The organism is Treponema sp. SP13, assembly GCF_050938355.1.
Lineage (GTDB): Bacteria > Spirochaetota > Spirochaetia > Treponematales > Treponemataceae > Treponema_D > Treponema_D socranskii.
Genome location: NZ_JADOVM010000003.1, coordinates 81,334 through 99,282, shown reverse-complemented (window position 1 = coordinate 99,282; position 17,949 = coordinate 81,334). Strand labels below are relative to the sequence as shown.

At 50.1% G+C, this 17,949-nt stretch carries 16 protein-coding genes and 1 tRNA gene; 2 read left to right on the top strand and 15 right to left on the bottom strand.

Annotated features, from left to right (window positions below; genetic code table 11):
• Positions 1–4 precede the first annotated feature (4 nt).
• Both IZU26_RS06720 and IZU26_RS06715 read left to right on the top strand, forming a co-directional pair.
• Positions 5–1,390, top strand: a complete 1,386-nt coding sequence (locus tag IZU26_RS06720; RefSeq protein WP_021329673.1) for a sodium:solute symporter family protein — start codon at positions 5–7, stop codon at positions 1,388–1,390.
• 135 nt (positions 1,391–1,525) lie between these two features.
• Complete coding sequence (locus tag IZU26_RS06715) at positions 1,526–2,191, top strand: helix-turn-helix transcriptional regulator (RefSeq protein ID WP_310822453.1); 666 nt, start codon at positions 1,526–1,528, stop codon at positions 2,189–2,191.
• Positions 2,192–2,204: 13 nt separating this feature from the next.
• On the opposite strand, the gene IZU26_RS06710 is transcribed toward IZU26_RS06715, so the two are convergent.
• The 15 genes from IZU26_RS06710 to IZU26_RS06640 all read right to left on the bottom strand — a co-directional run bounded on the left by IZU26_RS06710 (position 2,205) and on the right by IZU26_RS06640 (position 17,931).
• The gene (locus IZU26_RS06710; protein ID WP_433277756.1) at positions 2,205–3,539 is read right to left on the bottom strand and encodes a DUF1302 family protein; all 1,335 of its coding nucleotides are present in this window, start codon (positions 3,537–3,539) and stop codon (positions 2,205–2,207) included.
• A complete protein-coding gene (locus IZU26_RS06705; protein ID WP_310822455.1) occupies positions 3,536–4,345 on the bottom strand; it encodes an outer membrane lipoprotein-sorting protein in 810 nt (269 codons plus the stop codon). Before IZU26_RS06705 ends, IZU26_RS06710 begins: the two co-directional genes overlap by 4 nt.
• Positions 4,346–4,547: 202 nt before the next feature.
• Positions 4,548–7,016: an efflux RND transporter permease subunit gene (locus IZU26_RS06700; RefSeq protein ID WP_433277754.1), complete on the bottom strand. Its 2,469-nt coding sequence runs from the start codon at positions 7,014–7,016 to the stop codon at positions 4,548–4,550.
• A gap of 310 nt (positions 7,017–7,326) precedes the next feature.
• Positions 7,327–7,399 (bottom strand) — tRNA-Met (locus tag IZU26_RS06695).
• Positions 7,400–7,579: 180 nt separating this feature from the next.
• Positions 7,580–8,440 (bottom strand): flagellin, encoded by an 861-nt coding sequence (locus IZU26_RS06690; RefSeq protein ID WP_016521388.1) that lies wholly within the window; start codon positions 8,438–8,440, stop codon positions 7,580–7,582.
• Between the two features lie 238 nt (positions 8,441–8,678).
• On the bottom strand, positions 8,679–9,584 hold the full coding sequence (locus IZU26_RS06685; protein WP_433277749.1) for an NUDIX domain-containing protein: 906 nt from the start codon (positions 9,582–9,584) through the stop codon (positions 8,679–8,681).
• A gap of 196 nt (positions 9,585–9,780) precedes the next feature.
• The gene (gene larA / locus IZU26_RS06680) at positions 9,781–11,052 is read right to left on the bottom strand and encodes a nickel-dependent lactate racemase (RefSeq protein ID WP_433277747.1); all 1,272 of its coding nucleotides are present in this window, start codon (positions 11,050–11,052) and stop codon (positions 9,781–9,783) included.
• 47 nt (positions 11,053–11,099) lie between these two features.
• A complete protein-coding gene (locus IZU26_RS06675; RefSeq protein WP_433277745.1) occupies positions 11,100–12,143 on the bottom strand; it encodes a 2-keto-3-deoxygluconate permease in 1,044 nt (347 codons plus the stop codon).
• Between the two features lie 109 nt (positions 12,144–12,252).
• Positions 12,253–12,657 carry a hypothetical protein gene (locus IZU26_RS06670; RefSeq protein WP_433277743.1) on the bottom strand — a complete coding sequence of 135 codons (405 nt, stop codon included), beginning with the start codon at positions 12,655–12,657 and terminating at the stop codon, positions 12,253–12,255.
• Positions 12,658–12,807: 150 nt separating this feature from the next.
• Positions 12,808–13,650, bottom strand: coding sequence for a Cof-type HAD-IIB family hydrolase (locus IZU26_RS06665; protein WP_433277741.1), 843 nt, complete (start codon positions 13,648–13,650; stop codon positions 12,808–12,810).
• Entirely contained in the window at positions 13,647–14,417 is a 771-nt protein-coding gene (locus IZU26_RS06660; protein ID WP_433278135.1) for an extracellular solute-binding protein, read from the bottom strand. Before IZU26_RS06660 ends, IZU26_RS06665 begins: the two co-directional genes overlap by 4 nt.
• Complete coding sequence (locus IZU26_RS06655; RefSeq protein WP_433277739.1) at positions 14,401–14,703, bottom strand: ATP-binding cassette domain-containing protein; 303 nt, start codon at positions 14,701–14,703, stop codon at positions 14,401–14,403. Before IZU26_RS06655 ends, IZU26_RS06660 begins: the two co-directional genes overlap by 17 nt.
• 156 nt (positions 14,704–14,859) lie before the next feature.
• On the bottom strand, positions 14,860–15,861 hold the full coding sequence (locus IZU26_RS06650; RefSeq protein ID WP_433277737.1) for an ABC transporter ATP-binding protein: 1,002 nt from the start codon (positions 15,859–15,861) through the stop codon (positions 14,860–14,862).
• Positions 15,858–16,874 carry an ABC transporter ATP-binding protein gene (locus IZU26_RS06645; RefSeq protein WP_021329692.1) on the bottom strand — a complete coding sequence of 339 codons (1,017 nt, stop codon included), beginning with the start codon at positions 16,872–16,874 and terminating at the stop codon, positions 15,858–15,860. Before IZU26_RS06645 ends, IZU26_RS06650 begins: the two co-directional genes overlap by 4 nt.
• Before the next feature lie 7 nt (positions 16,875–16,881).
• Positions 16,882–17,931, bottom strand: coding sequence for an ABC transporter permease (locus IZU26_RS06640; protein ID WP_021329654.1), 1,050 nt, complete (start codon positions 17,929–17,931; stop codon positions 16,882–16,884).
• Positions 17,932–17,949 lie beyond the last annotated feature (18 nt).

Sequence of the window (17,949 nt, the reverse complement as noted above, 5' to 3'; positions counted from 1 at the left end):
TTTTATGGCAAAGATAATTGTAGCTTTACTGTATATTCTTGCAATCCTTGTAATCGGTATTATCGGCGGGACAAAAGTTAAGACAGCCGATGATTTTGCTACAGCAGGAAGAAAGATTCCGTTTTGGACAAACGTTTATTCCATGTCGTCCGCATGGATCGGAGCCGGTTCAACGCTCGGATGTGCGAGTATGTGCTATGCGTTCGGCGTACAGGGCTTTTATCTGGCAGTCAGCGTCGGAATAGGAGCGATACTTGCATCGCTGCTTTTTTCAAAAAAGATTCGAACGGCAAACGTTACGACTATACCCGAACTTATTCGCAAATATCTTGGAAAACGGGTTGCCGATTGGATCAGCGTCTTAACGATTTTTCAAATATTCGGAATAGCTGCAAGTCAAATCCGCGCCCTTGGTACGATTTTACAACTGTTTGTGCCGTCGCTGGGACTCCTTGCCGCGATCGTTATCATGACCGGTGTCATGCTCATCTATACGGTTATCGGCGGAATGGTTTCCGCGACGAAAACGGACAAACTCAATATTTCGCTCATGGTGATTTCCGTCATGGTAATTATTCCGATTATCGCGCTTTCGAAAGCCGGAGGCTTGAGCGGATTCTTAACCCGTGCGGATCCGTCGTTTTTGACTTTCCGGCGCATGGGTATCGGTGCAATGATTTCGAGCGGTCTGTACTTTTGTACATCGAATATGCTCAATAGCGAAAATTTTTTACGCGTATGCGGCGCACGTACGGCAACCGAAGCAAAGAACGCTTCGCTTACCGCAACGCTTCTCGTTTACATTCCGTATTTGCTGTTTGCAAGTCTCGCCGGTTTGCTCGGTATCGTACTCATTCCTCAGCTTGGAACATCCGACTCCATTCTCCCGGCAATGATAAATACATTAACGAATCCCGTGCTCGGTGCATTCCTTTTGGCAGCGCTTCTTGCTGCCGTTATGGGAACGGCAGCTTCCGTCACAATGCTCACAAGTGTTACGATTACGCGTGACGTCATAGCGCGCATTGTACATATCGAAGAAAGTACGATGCTGAAATTTCAACGCATCGCAATGGTTATCGTCGCACTGCTCGGTGTTATCGTCGGGTATTTCGGAGCGTCGATCGTTTCGATCATGGAAAACGTCGGTGCTCCGTGCGGTGCTGCGCTCGTTCCTATTCTGTGCGGTATATTCTTTTGGCGTGAAAAGATGAACGAAAAAGGTACGCTCATTACGATCATCGTTGCAATCATCACTACGCTCGGATATCTTGCACTCGGTTCGCCGCTCGGAATCAGTCACTTTTTATTCGGTATTATCTGCTCGACGATTACGATGTTTATCGCCAATACTATCTGTTATACTGCCGGCAAAAAACGTGAGGAGTAAACAATGGGATTTATCGATTACACTATTATCGCAATTGGTTTGGCTGTCGCCGTCTTTCTGCTGATCAATATGGCGCGTGAAGTATTCAAAAAGTAGCGAAACGCGGCGGATGTTTGCGGGGGCGAAGAGTACGGCATGCCTGACACGAATACGAAACTTACCGAAACGGACAAAGCGATTCTCGAATCATGCAAGATCATCGTAGACGGGCTTGCCGAATACCTTGGGTGCAATTACGAAATAGTATTGCACAGCCTCGAAAATATCGATACATCGATTATTAAAATCATGAACGGTTTCCATACGGGCAGAACGGAAGGCGGCCCTATCACCGACTTCGGTCTTTCCATGCTTTCAAAAATCGCTTCCGAAAAAGGGAAGAATTCCGAAAGTTATTTTTCAAAAAATAAAAAAGGCGAGCCGCTGAAATCTTCGACGATTATCATACGCGGACAAGGCGGTAAGCCGATCGGTCTTTTGTGTATCAATTTTTATTTGAATGCTCCGATTATTTCGCTGATTCAAAGCAATACGCCTTCTGCGGAATTTCCGTATAAAACGCAAATCAAAGAAAATTTTTCAAAAACGACCGATGAATTGATTTTAAAATCGCTCGACGATATCCGCTTGTTCGTAGCAACGGACAGTTCCATACTCCCTTCGCTGAAAAACAAGCGTATCGTAGAATTATTAAACGATAGAGGTATCTTTAAAATTAAAGACGCCGTCGCTATCGTCGCACGGCATTTGAATATTTCAAAAAATACGGTATATCTTCATCTTCGCGGCGCAAAACAATAGGGGGCCAGGTCGATTAAAATCTGACCGTTCCCTCGAATCGCACGCAGCTCAAATCTTTATACTTTCCGTAAGTGCCGTCGCTTTTCGGACCGGGAAAATAGCCGTCGAACGCAAGTGCAAGCGAAATTTCGTCGGTGAGGCTGTACTTTGCTTTAAGACCGGCAAAGCCGTCCAAATCGTTTAAGCGTACAAGACCGGTACACGAGAGCGTGAGTGTTTCGGAAAAAAGCGTCTTCGAAAGGTTTGCCGTAGCTCCATGCTCGTACGCGTCGCGCGCAAGCGAGTCGACATAAGCGAATACGACGTCCCCGTAATACTGCGCGGTAAGCATCCAGCCGTTTTTATTCCAGTCGAATCCCACAAGGGCTCTCAGTTCGTTTTTTCGTTTGTAGCCGCCGAGCGAAGTTTGTCCGAGCTGAAGCGCGCGCTCGATAAAAAACGCGCTTTCCGCTCTGATCACAAAAGCTCCTGCGGGAACGGCCAAGTCGAAGCCTGCCATGCCGTACCGATAATATTTTCCCGTCACGGTAATTTTAGGCGGCGGCATCGCACCGGGCGTATACATAAAATTCGGCGAATCGTCAAAGCCGTAGTATCCGTACAACGAAAAGTCGACCGCCGGAAACCAAAAACTTACGCGCGCGGCATAGCTCGAATTTGCGATGTTCAGCTCCGGCTTTGAAATATCGCCGAGTACGACCGGTACGGCACCAACGGAACTCGGAATGAGCGCTTTCCTGATCGGATTCCACGATTCGAACGGAAGCGCAGAGGGTCTGAAAAACGGAATCCAATACGCATCGGCGGAAAAATACGTTCCCGAAAGCGTGCCCTTTATCGCGTCGATGCCGAGCCTGCTTTCGCTGTAGTTCGACGTACCGAGAGATGCGAGATTTTGCGGGCAGAGGATATCCGCGATGCGTATGCCGTCCGCTTTTCCCCATGCCGTTATCTGCCGGCCGAATTTTAAGCCCGCCGTCAAACCCTTTCCGAACTCGTTCGACGTCCACGTAAAATACGCTTCCTGCAGTTCCGCGCCGAGTCCGTCGACAACCGAAAAGCTTCCTCCGGAATTTGCAGCGAGCGCATTGAAATACGCGTTGCCCGCGATAAAGACCGCACAATCCGCAAAGCGCGCGTCGATCTCTCCGCTCACCGTTTCTTTTGCGGGTGAAAAATCGCCCGCATTATCGCCGCGGATAAAAACGCCGACTGCGGTTTTAGCGCTTCCCGAAAATGTGATGTCCTGCGAAAACGCGGACGTACCCGCAAAAGCGCAAAACGCCGCAAGCAGGGCGACTTGATACCGCCGCACAGCCTGCAACATTTTTAAAATTAATAATTTCATTTTATCGCTCCACGCTCAAGGGATGCAACGGTAAAGACGGAATCGTTTATCGGTATGTTGTAATGCACGTCTTTCATTTCGATGACGGTCGAATGATTCGTCCTGACGTTTACCATCGTCATTTTTCCGATCGTCCATATACCGTCGATTTTTTCAATGTTTGTGCATTCGAGTTTACGCTGCAGTGCGTTTTGCCGGTCGTAGTATTCGCTTTTTAATAATTTAAAATTATCTTTGCGGATCCATACGATGCGGCGGGGATTTTTTTCCGTTTTATCTTTTGCAGCGCATTCGATTTTCCAGCAGTCGAAGCCGTCGACGGTTTCGGAAGCGAGCACGGTAAACGTATCTTTCGAAAGCGCTCTGTCGCCCATATCGTCGTAGGTAAAATCCGTTCCCATAAAATCGCCGCCGCTTTCGCTGCCGGATATGCGGCGCACTTTTTTCATCGCGGGCATATACAACCAATTGTCGGAATCTTTTTTCGTACCGTCGGCTTTTTCATCGTATTCCCACATCAAATAGCCGACACCAGCGACGTCTTTCGGCGTACGGAAAACGATGACCGTTTTATCGTTATCGCCGTAATCTTTCGTATAATACACGATTTCGCGCACTCGCTGATTACCGGTTTTATTGACGAGCGTCATCGTTGCGGTATAGGTGCCCGTTTTGCCGGTGTCCGCGTCTCGCGCGCGCTTCATAATATCGTAGCCGCTCAAATCCTGTGCGGCGGCCGCGAACACGCAGGCACCGACTGCAAAAAATACGGCAGCTCTTTTTAACAATTTTTCGATCCTTTTCATAGTATCCTCCAAAATCAATATTATTAAGTCGAATATCGAGTTTTGAAAATATTAGTTAAATAAAGCTATGCTTTCGGCGAGAACCCGTCCGCTTAGCCGTGGTCGAGCTTCTAATGCAGGCTTCCGTAAGCCTAACGCTCGAAACGGCACGCAGCCGGAACCTCGCCTCCGCACCATTTTATTTATTTTCAAAACTCACCATTCAATTGATGCGCGAAACGGTTGGAAAATTATCATGTTTCGACGCATTGTTTTCTTTTGCATCCGCTTCTTTTCCGAACGACTCTGCCGAAAACAGCAGCACCGGCGTCAACGTATAATCGGCGATAAGAGCTGCAGCGAGTCCGACGACGCTCAGCAATCCGATGCGGAACAGCATACTTATCGAACTGAACATATACATCGAAAACATCGCGCACAGGATAACCGTCGTCGCAATCATCGATCGACCGATCTTGACAAATGAATCGACGACCGCTCTGTGATAATCGCCCGTCGCTTCGTATTCAAGTTTGACGTGATTCGTAAAGTGGATCGTATCGTCAACCGCAATACCGAGTATCATCGGCATAATCGTCATCGTGAGCATATCGAGCGGATATCCGAAAAAACCCATGAGCCCGCCGACGAGCAGTACCGGGGCGGCGTTCGGGATCATGCCGATAAATCCCGTATGGATACTCGAAAACACGATTATCAAAAGGAGTAAAATTATTATAAACGAACCGCCGAGCGATTTCAATTCGCCGGTAACGAGCGTGTGATTCATTGTCGCAAAACCGACGATTTCGCCGATGCAGAAAACTTTCGCACCGGGAAAATAACGAGAGCCGAGAGAACGCGCATCGACTATGTCCGCATCGATCGCGTTCGCATCGTATTCTTTCAATTCGACGTGTACGTATGCAGTGCTGCAGTCGTCGCTCATCCATGAGGAAAGATTTTCGCCGCCGGATAATTCGTACAGGAATAACAGCTGCGTTAAAAAATCCCGCTCTTTCGGAATCGTATAAAACGCAGGATCGTCGCCGTTCAGCGTGCGGTTCATCTCTTTTACGATGTCGGTTACGGATGTGACGCGCGGTTTCGTACCCGATATCTTCGTGAGCCTGAGTTTGCCGAGGGCGGCTCCCAAATCGTCGAGCGCCTGCATATTTTCGGGCTCTTTAAATGCGTCGGCTTCAGGAAGTTCGATCATCACTTCGTACGAATATTGGTTGCCGAGTTTCGAATTCATAATGGAAATCATGCGTTCGACATACGGAACTTTTTTACCCATCATGCCGACGTAGTCCATATTCACTTCAATGCGGAACATATAGAAAACGGATGCCGCTGTGATCGCCCCTCCGACGATGAGGATCGGCAGTCGGTGTCGGAGCACTTGTTCGCCGAAGCGTCCGTATACGGCATCGACTTTTTCGTGAAACGCTTTTATGCGCGCTTCCCGCCGTAACGCTTTTTGTGAAGGCGATTTTGCCGCCGCGGGGGAGTCCTTTCCGTAGCTGTACAAAACCGGAAGCAGCACGATGACGTACAGATAGATGATAAAGACGAGTGCGGAACAGGTACCGCCGAGCCAACGCAGCGCACCGATGCCGGCGGTAAAAAACGAAATAAAGGATGCCATCGTCGTGATGACGGTAAATAAAATCGGCCAGCCGGTCGTTTTCACCGCAGCGACGGCAGCGGCTTTGCGGCTGCCGCAGCTGCGGAATTCGTAATTGAACCCGTTGATATAGTGAATCGCATAACCGACGGAAAGCGCCATGCCGAGCAGTATCGGCAGTGTCAGAAGATTTTCTCCGGCAATGATGCCGAACCAGCCGGAAAAGCCGAATACCGTACCGATACCGCCGACGGTTGCAAAGATCGGAACGAGCACTCCCCGCACCGAACGGATGAACAAAATCAAACAGACGAGCATGACGATAAAGCCCGTGATGATACGCCATTTCATATCGTGCCTTACCGCGCGGCTTTCTTCCGTTTCGATGTAGCCGACGCCGCTGCCTTTGAACGTGTAAGCGTCGCTTTTAAATTCATCCGCCTCGACGATCGGGATCGCAGCGTCGCCGACTTTGTACATATCCGCATAATCGTCGTCGTAAGGCGTCAGCGAAAGAACCACCCACGTCTCTTTCGCGTCGTCGGATACGATATTGTTGACGAGCGATTCGCGGCTCATGATAAACGCTTTTTTTTCAGCGAGCTCCGTTCGTTCTTTTTCCGTCATCTGCGAAAGCCCTTTGCCGCCGCCGGGGATGCCGTCTTTAAACGGATTGCTGACTTCGATACCTTCTTCCGTGCCTTGCGAAACGGTCAAACGCATAAGCGACGTAACTTCATCCGCGAACGGTACTTCCGCTTCGAGGCGCTTGCCGAGCCGGTCGATCGCGGAAAGCACTTCAGGGTCGAACACGTCGTCGGCTTCGACGAGCACGGCGACGACGTCGGTGTTTCCGAACAATTCTTTAAATCTGTCGTTTGCGGCTTTTTGCTCTTTGGAATTGGTAATCCACTGATCTTCGTCGTCTTCCGATTTAAACCTCGGCAAGCCGGCAAAGCCCGCAAGCGTAATAAGGGCGATTGCGATTAAAAATGCCGTCCGATGCTTTATTTGAAAACGTCCGATTTTTTCGAATCGCACATTGATTTTGTTTACCGTCATACTATTCCCCGATAAAACGTACACGCTTAAAAGTTACACATTGCTAACTACATCATTAAATATGCTATGCGAAACTTGATCTTTTGTCAACAGAAAATAGTGCTAACAAGCGGACGAGTAACCGGTAAAAAAAAGCGACTCTAGGCAAATAAATTACTTCATTATAATAGGCCCATTTGAGAAATATTGTGATTGTTTCGATACTTGAGTTTACATCTTAGAAGCAAACTTCTGTGCGTGATCACCGGAAAAAATGCTTTACATCTTTGTGTGTAATTTCACCGACACACTTCATAACAACTTAGCAATATAGCGGGGGCAGGACTTGAACCTGCGGCCTCCGGGTTATGAGCCCGACGAGCTGCCAACTGCTCTACCCCGCGTCGTATGTTCTATATATAATATTGCTTATCGATTAAATAGTCAAGAGCGTACTTTTTACCCTTAAATTTATTGCTACTCTGTACATCTCCCCTTTAAAAACAAAAAAGCCACTCCGACGCGTTCGATTTCGGAACGTTCGGAGCAGCTGTGTTTATCGGCCTCTGCCGTTTACGACAATTTCACCGAAGTAAGCTCAGCACATTTTGACTAGATTGGTTCGCTTGTGCGATCATAGCCGTGCCAGCCTGTGAGAGAACGTTGTCTCTCGTGAAGTTAACCGTTTCTTTTGCCATGTTGGCGTCGCGGATGCGGCTCTCCGATGCTTGGAGGTTTTCCGCACCGATATCAAGACCGACGATTGTCTTTTCGAGGCGGTTTTGATATGCACCGAGGTCGGCACGCTGTTTGTTGATCTTTTTAATCGCTTCGTCGAGCGTACCGATTGCGCGGTTCGCTTCATCCGGCGTTTCAAGCGTCATAATCGATTCGTCGCCGACGTTGCGCAAACCGAGCGCCATCGCCGACATCGTACCGATGTAGACTTGCGTGCGCTGATCCATGTTTGCGCCGATGTGGAACCACATCGAACCGGTGACCGTGTTTTCTCCCGTCGGGCGGGCAAAGCGGCCGGTAAGCATGTTCATGCCGTTAAACTGCGCCGCGCTTGCAACGCGATCGACTTCGGCAATGAGCGAAGAAACTTCGACTTGGATCTGCATGCGGTCTTCCGCGCTGTAAATACCGTTGGAAGACTGAACAGCCAGTTCACGGATGCGCTGGATGATGTCGGTCGTTTCCTGCAGATAACCTTCCGTCGTCTGAATGAACGAAATGCCGTTCTGCGCGTTCGTCGACGCTTGATTCAAGCCGCGGATCTGGCTGCGCATTTTTTCGGAAACGGCAAGGCCGGAAGCATCGTCTCCTGCACGGTTTATTCTCATACCAGAGGACAGCTTTTCCATGTCTTTCTGTTGGGAAACCTCCGTGAGTCCCTCAGCGCGAGTTGCAAACATAGCGCTCATATTGTGATTGATAACCATAAGTAATCTCCTTCAGCTTTGGTATCAGACAAACCGTACTCGGCTTGTTTTGGTTTTATCACCTTACATACTAATCATCGGAATTCGGCAAAAAGACATTAGCGTTTTTTTTTAATTTTTTTGAGGGAATTATATAATAAATCAACCGTACAAAAAACCGTATTCGCCGACAAAACGTGTAACGAAAAAATCGGCGCGTTCTCGACAGCTGCCGCACTGCGGCGATCGATACCGCCTATCACGCAAAAGGTCCTTCCGGGAGCTGTCTGCGAAGCGTATCTTTGACGACATAGCCTTTTTCGTTGCACGTACCGTAATAATCGAAATAACCGCGGTCGAGGGCGATCGGAAGCCATACGCGGCAGTCGACGGACATTTTGCCGAACGGCAATTTTTTGCTGTTTACCCAATAGGGCAGATTTTTGTCGGTTTCTTTGATCGTACCGGCAAACTCGTCGGCGACAAACACATAGCAGCGCAAGTCGCGGCCGGGAAGTGCAAAATTCAATCTTCCGTGACAGCGCACCTCTTCGACAGCAAGTCCCGTCTCTTCGAGCGCACACCGTTTGCATGCAGCGACGGGATCTTCCCCCGTTCTCAAACGCCCCATAGCTCCCGACACTTTTCCCGATCCTTTTTCGATATGCTTCCGTTCGATGAGCAGCACCTGATCCCTCTCGTTTACGATAAAACACAGTACGACGTATTCGTCGGGTTTCCACGCAGCCCATTCGTCGTCGAATTCTTTTTGAATATCGGCTTCCGTTTTCGGCGCAAGTTCCGGATGCGCTTCAATAAAACATGCGCCGCAGATATTTTCATCGTTTGTGAGCATCTGCGTAATCGTCAATCGCTTTCCGCATTTTTGACAGCGGCTTTTAAAAGGCCACGTATAGCGGCGGAGCAAAAATCCCGTAAAAACAACCGCGATAAAACCGGGAATCGCAAAATACGGATTCCAATGCATTCCTTGAATCAAAAGTAAAAACGCCAAATAACAAAGCGCGAGCATGAGCATGATAAACACCGCGCGCCGCTTTTTTACCGATACGCGTCCGACCCGCTTTTGATTGAAATAGACGAGGGCAAAGACCGCAAGCAAAAACAAATAATTTTCGATTACTTTTTGTATGATTTTTTCCATAAATAATAAAAAAAGAAATCTTGTAAAAAGCAAAAAAAGCTGCCCGAAAGCTTCGGTTTCAGGCAGCTCCGATCGGCGGATGTTTTACCGAGTATCCGCAGGGCGCCGAGCGGTGAATGTTTTGCCGGACAGTCGTGTGTCACCGAACAGCCGGCAGGGCACCGCACAAAAGCGGAAAATACTCGGCCGTTTTATATTACTCGATAACCATGACCGACACGCCGTCGGGAATCGCGGTTATCGTCGCATTCGGATTGCCACAAAGTTTTTCGGCTTCTTTCATCGCTTCTTCGAGGCTGTGCGCGGGGATCATGTGCAGAGCGCGCACCGTTTCATCGGGAGCGTCCGAAACGTAAATCACGCGCGCCTTTTGTAAAATGCGGATAAAAATCTGCGTCTGCCATTGATCGGGCTTCGTTTCGTTTCTGCCGCGGCTCATAAAAAGATCGAGCGTCTTTTGAATATCCGGCTCGTCGGCCATCTGGTGATAAAATCCTTCGCCTCCGTGACCGTCGTTCGACTTTGCAAGCATAATGATGACGCCGTCTTTTTTGACCGTCGCTTCCGCCGCCGTCATGCCTTTTACCGCTTGGTAAATATTCTGATCGAGAGGATAGCCGCCGTTCGTCGATATGACGATGTCCGCAGGCAACGCGTCGACTTTACACAGCGACGAAAGGAAATCGCAGCCTTTTTTATGTGCCGATTCGACATCGCCTGCAACCGCATAGATCGCTTCTTTTTTTTCGTTGATGACGACGTTGACGATAAACGCGAGTTTCGCCGCGTGTGCCGCCCACACCATATCTTTATGAATCGGATTTCCTTCGAGGATACCGGTACGAGAATGCACGTCGGCGATGAATTCGGAACAGTGATTTGCAAGCACGGTTGTGCGACTCGCCACGCCGGGAAGCACGCTTTTGCGCCCGCCAGAAAAACCGGCAAAAAAGTGCGGTTCGATAAAACCTTCCGCGACGAGCAGATCGGCATCGACTGCAAGCTTATTGATAATGCACTCTCCGCCGCTCGGCAGCGTTCCGATTTTTACGAGCGGAGAATTGTCGCAGTCGTGAACGACGATTTTTTCGTTCTTGACGATTTCTTCGCCGAATTTATCGATGAGTTCTTCTTTTGTCGAAAGCCTGTGACAGCCGGTCGAAATGAGAATCGTAATGTCGGCGTTCGGGTTTCCTTTTCGGATTTCGGCAAGCATCGGCGGAACGATTACTTTGCTCGGAACGGGGCGCGTATGATCGCTTGCGATGAGCACGATATTGTTTTTCCCTTCGGCGAGTTCCGAAAGTTTTTTCGTACCGACGGGATTTTCAAGCGCTTCGGCGACGAGCGCTTCCGGCGTATTTTTTGCCGTATAGTGATGAAGGTTCGAAACGATGACGCCCTTCAAGCGTTCGTCGGGAATATCGATTTTCAAAAATTCTTTTCCGTATGGAAACGACAGATTCATATATACCCCCATAAAAACAAAAGCCGCACGGTGACGGCTTTCATTATTTAAATTTTCGGCTCGCGCTTTACTTCTTTTTCAAGCGCCGCATCTTCGGAAGCGAGCGGCACATCGTAATTGATAAGACCGTGTTTTTCTTCGTACTTATACAGCGCGTTGACGACGAGCGGCGTAACGATAGCCGTGACGATAACCGCAGCGGCGCATTGTGCCGTAGCCGCGGCGGCATAGGGTTCCCATGTCGGATCGACGGCGGCGATGGCGGCAGGTGTTCCGACGGAATTTCCCGCCGCCGTACCGACCGCGGCTCCTACCGCGCAGCTTCGGCGGTTCTTTTTGCGAATAAGCAATTTGTAGATAAAATACGTCGGAATACCCGTCCACAAGACGGTAAGCAGACCGATAAGGATACCCGGGATGCCGGCCGTGATAAAGGTTTTAAAACTCATACCGGCGCCGAGCGGAAAAGCGAAGAGGAAAATCGATATGAGCATACCGGGCTTTAAAAAATCGCGCATTTTATCGTCGAGGTTTCCGAGTATCATGCCGACGATAATCGGGAAAATACATGCGAACAAAGCCTTCGCAGGAATCGTTGCGACGCCGCCGAGTCCCATAAAAAGCATTTCATAAAACGGACCGTCGTTTGAAGAGATGACGGCGATGGCGCCGACATCGGTTTTGTCGCCGTATTTCGTAGCGAGTGCAGTGTATAAACCTCCGTTCGAATTCGACATACAGCCGATAAGGCCGAGCGGCGTCATGCCGAGCACAACAGCGCCGGGGCCGCCGATCCGCGCGAGGATAACGCCGATCGATACGCCGAACAACACTTTGCTCGTATTGATGACGACGCCTTTATACAGTGCCTGTCCCGCACTGCGGAATTGAATTTGCGCACCCGAACAAAGGAACAGCACTGCAATAAGACAGTTACCGCCGTTTTTGAAAAGCGCCGTCGTAAAGCTTCCGATCTTCAAAAAATCCGGAAAGAGCGTGTTAACGGTCACTCCGAGAATCAACGGAACGACCATCAATCCGCCGGGGATTTTGTTAATGGTATCAAGGATTTTGACTTGCCCGAGTTTCATAGTTTCCTCCGCGATAAAGTAATATATAATTATAAACCCCGACTTTAAACGCTGTCAAGGAAAATAAAATCTCGCACACACGGAACGCGCCGGATCGCCCTGCACGCTCTCATACGGGTTCGTATTTGCAGCACACCGAACAGCCGGTAACGATGACGTGCTTTTTACCGTCCTTCGTTTTATTAAAAAGTCGTGCGACGAGGTGTCCTTCCGGCGGAACTTCTTTATGACATACGGGACATACCCGTTTTACACCCGGCTCGGGTTTCGGATAACAGTGCGGACAGCCGAGGATGATGCAGCGCTGATCGCTTACCGTCATCGGCCGGAACACGCGCGAATACAAATCTTCTTTGTATAACGGCGAAGCGCAAAGCGGACAATTCGCAAACGAATACATCTTTTGCCGCGTACCGGCCGTTTTACGCTTATCGCGTTCCGTCAATTTAATAAAATACCGCAGCGCAAAGATAATAATAAGCGCCGCACATCCGATCAAAATATAATCGAGCATACGGAAAGTATAGCACGTTTCGAGCAAAGGATAACAGCTCGGCTTTTAGATACCCGCTTCGATTTATTCGCGCGGAGCGGTTAATTATTCCGGAACTCTGCGGCGTGTTTGTCGATTTTCGCCGAGCTACAGCGATCACGGAGAAACCTGCTACAATACAAAGGCTTCGAGAAAATCGGCAATGCCGTCTTCATCGTTGCTTTTGCGCGTCACGTACGCGGCCGCTTCCCGAATCTGCGGAAGACCGTTCAACATCGCGACTCCGTGCGCCGTCATGCGAAGCATCGATTCGTCATTCATGCTGTCTCCGAACGCCATCGTTTCGCTTCGCGCTATGCCGAGCTTTTGCGCAAGGTAGAGCACCGCTTCGCCCTTGCCGCAGTCCGGCGGCATCACTTCGAGAAAAAACGGCTTACTGATAAAGAAGTCGGCTTTGCCGCGAAATTTTTCGCGCAGGAAGGGAATAAAGTCATCGATGTCTTTCGGATCCGCGGAAATCAGCATCTTTGCATATCCGCGCTTCAAAAACGACGGAAAATCGTCGACGACTTTCAGCGGAAGCCCCGAAATGTCCGAATCGAGGTGCGACCATTTTGTATCGACGGAAGCATAGATCGTAGAAGCACTGTACACTTGCGCACAAAGTCCGCGTTTTTCCGCTTCGCGAAATATTTCCAAGAGTACGTTGCCGTCAAGCTTTTTTGAAAAGAGCGGCTCGCGCGTATGCAAATCGAATACGACCGCTCCGTTGAGCGCGATGACGTATCTGCCGGTTTGCAAACCCGCGATATCGAGCCGCCTGACAAACGGAAGGATGCCGCTTTCCGCGCGGCCGGAACAGATGACAACAAAGATACCCCGTGCAGCGGCGGCGCGCAGCGCGGAAACCGTACGCGGCAAAATCGTCAAATCGCGGTTTAAAAGCGTATCGTCCAAATCGAGTGCGATGAGTTTGACGGCAAGTTTCCCGTGCGGCAGTTTTTCGTGCATCATGAACGAATGGTAGCGGCGAAGCGAACTCGTGTCAATCGACAGACCCGGCATATCACACAGCCGGGCACGGTCGCATTATCCTTTGATGCCGGCATACATTCGCAAAAACGCAGTAACAAAGGTTCGGAGACGGGATAGACGATTTCCATAACCGCGCCGCCGAGAGAAATGATACCTGCCGGCGTCGATTCATACGAGAGACCGACCGCATATTCGCCTTCGTTTACAAGATTGAACACGTCTTTTGAAGAATTGGTTTTAAAGCTTTGCCCCATAATCTTTTCGACATAGGCCCGGCCTTTCGCGTCGTCAAAGGTATCTCCCATACATGCGAGCATGGTCTGAAGCTGCCGCCAGCCGGATGAGGCCGCCGCGGGGTCTGCCAGGATGATTTTACCCTTGAGCTTCGGATTGAGACAATCCTGATAACCTTTTACCGTAACACCCAATTTCTTCAAGATTTTCGGATTCACGACGAGACACATGAGCTGAATGTCCCAATATGTATAATAGCCTGACTTGTCGTGAAAGAGCTGTTCGTTTTCGACGGTCGATGTATACGGCTGAAGCACATCGTGATACTTTGTTCCATCCGCGGCGAACATACCGCCGACAATGCAGTCGGCCTTGCTCGACGTATCCGCGCGTATCTTCGTTACAAGCGTACCGACGGGATCGGCTACAATCTCAACTTTGCACTTCGGATAGAGTTTGTTCCAGAGATCGAGAATAATCTGTTGCTGCGTTTCTTCAAAGGTCGTATAGATCGTTACGACACCGGTGACTTCGTCGGCGCTCTTTGCCCATGCAGGGCGAGGACCCGCGCTTGCCGGGATCGATATCGTTTATCTCCCGATCGTCAAAATAAATTTTGCCGCCTTCAATGCTGTTGAAACCGGCGATCATCCGCAAAAGCGTCGTTTTGCCGCAGCCTGACGGCCCGAGCAGCGTAAACAATTCTTCGTTGTGAACCTTGATCGAAAGGTCGGGGATAACGACGCTGCCGTCTTCAAACTTTTTCAGCGCATTCCGTACCGTAATCGCTACACTCATTGCAGTCTTCCGAAAAATTATTAATCATTAAAAACTATCAATCGTATTGTAAAGCGCAACGGTGCACATCGTCGTAAAAAACGGCGGCGTTTTCCGTCAGTTTTTTAAACACGGACGGACATCGCTTTCGGCAAAAACGGAACAGACGTCGCCTTTTCACTCGTACAAAAAACACGCGACGCTGTGATCGGCAGCCGCTTGTGCGGGTTTTACGAACTTAGGCTGGCACTGTTTGCATTTTTCCATGCGGTTCGGACAGCGGTCGTAAAAATAACAGCCCGGACGCTGTGTGTCGGGAGAAGGTACGTCGCCTTTCAATATGATGCGCTGGCGCCGACGCTCGACTTTCGGATCGGGGATCGGAACGGCGGAAAGCAGCGCTTTTGTATACGGATGGAGCGGATTCGCGTAGAGATCTTTATAGCCGCCCGTTTCAACGATTTTTCCGAGATACATGACGGCGATTCTATCGGAAATGTATTTGATAACCGCCAAATCGTGCGCGATAAACAGATACGACAGCTCCATCTCTTTTTGAATGTCTTTAAAAAGATTCAGCACTTGCGCCTGGATCGAAACGTCGAGGGCGGAAACGGGTTCGTCGGCGAGTATGAGGCGAGGTTTCAGCGCAAGCGCACGCGCGATACCGATGCGCTGCCGCTGACCGCCGGAAAATTCGTGTGGAAATCTGTTTTTGAAAAATTTCGAAAGTCCGACGAGTTCCATGAGGTGTTCGACACGGGACGTAATGTCGGCTTCCGATACGTCGAGCAAACCGTACTTTTTATAAATGCGCATCGGTTCGGCGATGATTTCCGACGTCGTCATGCGCGGGTCGAGCGATGAATACGGATCCTGAAACACGAGCTGCATATCGCGGCGGACGGCGACCATTTCGGAGCGCTTCATCTTCGTCAAATCTTTTCCGTCGAGCATTACTTTTCCCGCAGTCGGCTTGTACAGATGCGCGACCGTCCGCACGACGGTCGATTTACCGCAGCCCGATTCGCCGACAAGTCCGAGCGTTTCGCCCTTCGCTATGTCAAAACTGATGCCGTCGATCGCATAGATATATTTTTTTTTGCCGCCGAAAAGGCCTTCGTTTCCGTCGGAAAAATGCATTTTCAAATCATGCACTTCAAGGATGTTGTCGCTCATTTTGTCGTGTCCTCTGCGGTGAGTGTTCCGCCGTCTTTTTGCGCATAGAGCCAACACGCCGCGTGGTGCGTGCCGGAAAACTGCACAACCGGCGGATAGCGGTTTTTGCACACGGGCAGTGCCTTATGGCAGCGCGGATAAAACGGACAACAGTCGGGTAAATCGACGACGTTCGGCGGCTGCCCGTCTATTGAAAAGAGCCGGCTTTCATCGTCGCGGTCGAGGCGCGGCACCGATTTGATAAGCCCCTGCGTATACGGATGCTTCGTATCGTAAAAGATATCTTCGGTCGTACCGCGTTCGACGATACGTCCTGCATACATGACGACGATCGTATCGCACACGCCGGCAACGACGCCGAGCGAATGCGTTATTAAAATGACGGCCGTTCCGAGCCGGTGCGTCAAATCCTGCATCAAATCGAGTATCTGCGCCTGAATCGTCACGTCGAGCGCGCTCGTCGGCTCATCGGCAATGAGTATGTCGGGATTGCATGAAAGCCCCATCGCGATCATGACGCGCTGGCGCATACCGCCGGAAAATTGATGCGGGTATCCGTCGATGCGTTTTTCCGCTGCGGGAATGCCGGTGAGCTTCAGCATTTCGATTGCTTTTTCTTTTGCGGCTTTTTTGTTAAGCCCCTGATGCAGACATATCGTTTCGATCATCTGCGTTGAAATCCGAAGGTACGGATTGAGAGATGACATCGGATCCTGAAAGATCATCGCGATTCTGTCGCCGCGTATTTCCCTCAGGCGCGCATCGCTCATCTTTAACAAATCTTCGCCGTAAAACAGCACTTCCCCGCCTTCGATTTTTCCCGGCGGCGTTTGAATCAAATTGATAATGGAAAGATTCGTAACGCTTTTTCCCGATCCGGATTCGCCGACGAGTCCGAGCGTTTCACCTTTGTGCAGATCGAAAGTCAAACCGTCGACGGCTTTTACGACTCCGGCGTCGGTATAAAAATAAGTGCGGAGGTCTTTTACCTGTAAAATCACTTCGTCCGTCATATATGCCTCACACCCTGTTTTTCGACTGCGGATCGAATGCGTCGCGCGCGCCGTCGCCCAAAAAATTCATCGCAAACAAAAACACCGTCATGACGATTGCCGGCACGAGCAGGCACCACGGATAGAGCGCCATACCCTGTACGCCGTCGGCGATGAGAGAACCCCATGACGCAAGCGGTGCCGAAATACCGAGCCCGAGAAACGACAAAAAACTTTCGCTCATGATAAAAGACGGAAGCGACAGCGCCGTATACACGATGATGATGCCGACCGTATTCGGAATGAGGTGATGCATGATGATATACCACGGGCCGGCGCCCATCGAACGGGCGGCGAGGACGAACTCCATATTTTTCAAACTCATCACCTGTCCGCGCACGACGCGGCCGATCGTGAGCCACGATACGAGCGCGATCGCGATAAAGAGGATAGCGACGTTTCGCCCGACAATCGCCATCATGATGATGACGACGAGCATGTACGGCAATCCGTACATGACATCCACAAAGCGCATGAGAAACGAATCGATTTTACCGCCGGCATAACCTGCAATCGAACCGATGACGATGCCGATGAGAAGCGCGGTTACCGTGCCGATGAGGCCGACCATCATGGAGATACGTCCGCCGTACACCGTGCGCGACAGCATGTCGCGGCCGAGCGAATCGGTGCCCAAAATATAGCGGCGGTTTTGCACGGGATCGGTTTTATTGCGTTCTTCGATCGAAGCGATCACCGCTTGTTCTTCCGCAGTGTATTCGCTGCGCTTGTCCTTTGCCATGACTTTTGCAAAATACGCTTTGCGCGCCATGAGCTCCACTTCGCCTGCACGGCGAAACGACGGCGGAAGATTCGTGTGATTCAACTCCTGCTGCGCATACGGATAAAACGGCAGCACCGGCGCAAAAAGCGCAACGAGCGCATAGACGACAACGATCCAAAAACTCGCGTACGCCATTCTATTTTTCCGCAGACGGTTCCACGCATCCGCCGTCAGCGACACCGATTTCATCTCCTGATTAAATTCGTTTGTCGCTTTTTTTTCTTTTTTAATCATAGCGTTTTAATATTCCCG

Excerpts from the sequence above, each read along its gene's own strand:
- IZU26_RS06685 (WP_433277749.1), bottom strand. The coding sequence starts at position 9,584 with ATGGAAAAAATCATACAAAAAGTAATCGAAAATTATTTGTTTTTGCTT.
- IZU26_RS06670 (WP_433277743.1), bottom strand. The coding sequence starts at position 12,657 with ATGCTCGATTATATTTTGATCGGATGTGCGGCGCTTATTATTATCTTT.
- IZU26_RS06705 (WP_310822455.1), bottom strand. The coding sequence starts at position 4,345 with ATGAAAAGGATCGAAAAATTGTTAAAAAGAGCTGCCGTATTTTTTGCA.
- IZU26_RS06675 (WP_433277745.1), bottom strand. The coding sequence starts at position 12,143 with ATGAAACTCGGGCAAGTCAAAATCCTTGATACCATTAACAAAATCCCC.
- IZU26_RS06665 (WP_433277741.1), bottom strand. The coding sequence starts at position 13,650 with ATGATGCACGAAAAACTGCCGCACGGGAAACTTGCCGTCAAACTCATC.
- IZU26_RS06720 (WP_021329673.1), top strand. The coding sequence starts at position 5 with ATGGCAAAGATAATTGTAGCTTTACTGTATATTCTTGCAATCCTTGTA.
- larA (WP_433277747.1), bottom strand. The coding sequence starts at position 11,052 with ATGAATCTGTCGTTTCCATACGGAAAAGAATTTTTGAAAATCGATATT.
- IZU26_RS06690 (WP_016521388.1), bottom strand. The coding sequence starts at position 8,440 with ATGGTTATCAATCACAATATGAGCGCTATGTTTGCAACTCGCGCTGAG.
- IZU26_RS06645 (WP_021329692.1), bottom strand. The coding sequence starts at position 16,874 with ATGACGGACGAAGTGATTTTACAGGTAAAAGACCTCCGCACTTATTTT.
- IZU26_RS06710 (WP_433277756.1), bottom strand. The coding sequence starts at position 3,539 with ATGAAATTATTAATTTTAAAAATGTTGCAGGCTGTGCGGCGGTATCAA.
- IZU26_RS06650 (WP_433277737.1), bottom strand. The coding sequence starts at position 15,861 with ATGAGCGACAACATCCTTGAAGTGCATGATTTGAAAATGCATTTTTCC.
- IZU26_RS06655 (WP_433277739.1), bottom strand. The coding sequence starts at position 14,703 with ATGAGTGTAGCGATTACGGTACGGAATGCGCTGAAAAAGTTTGAAGAC.
- IZU26_RS06700 (WP_433277754.1), bottom strand. The coding sequence starts at position 7,016 with ATGACGGTAAACAAAATCAATGTGCGATTCGAAAAAATCGGACGTTTT.
- IZU26_RS06640 (WP_021329654.1), bottom strand. The coding sequence starts at position 17,931 with ATGATTAAAAAAGAAAAAAAAGCGACAAACGAATTTAATCAGGAGATG.
- IZU26_RS06715 (WP_310822453.1), top strand. The coding sequence starts at position 1,526 with ATGCCTGACACGAATACGAAACTTACCGAAACGGACAAAGCGATTCTC.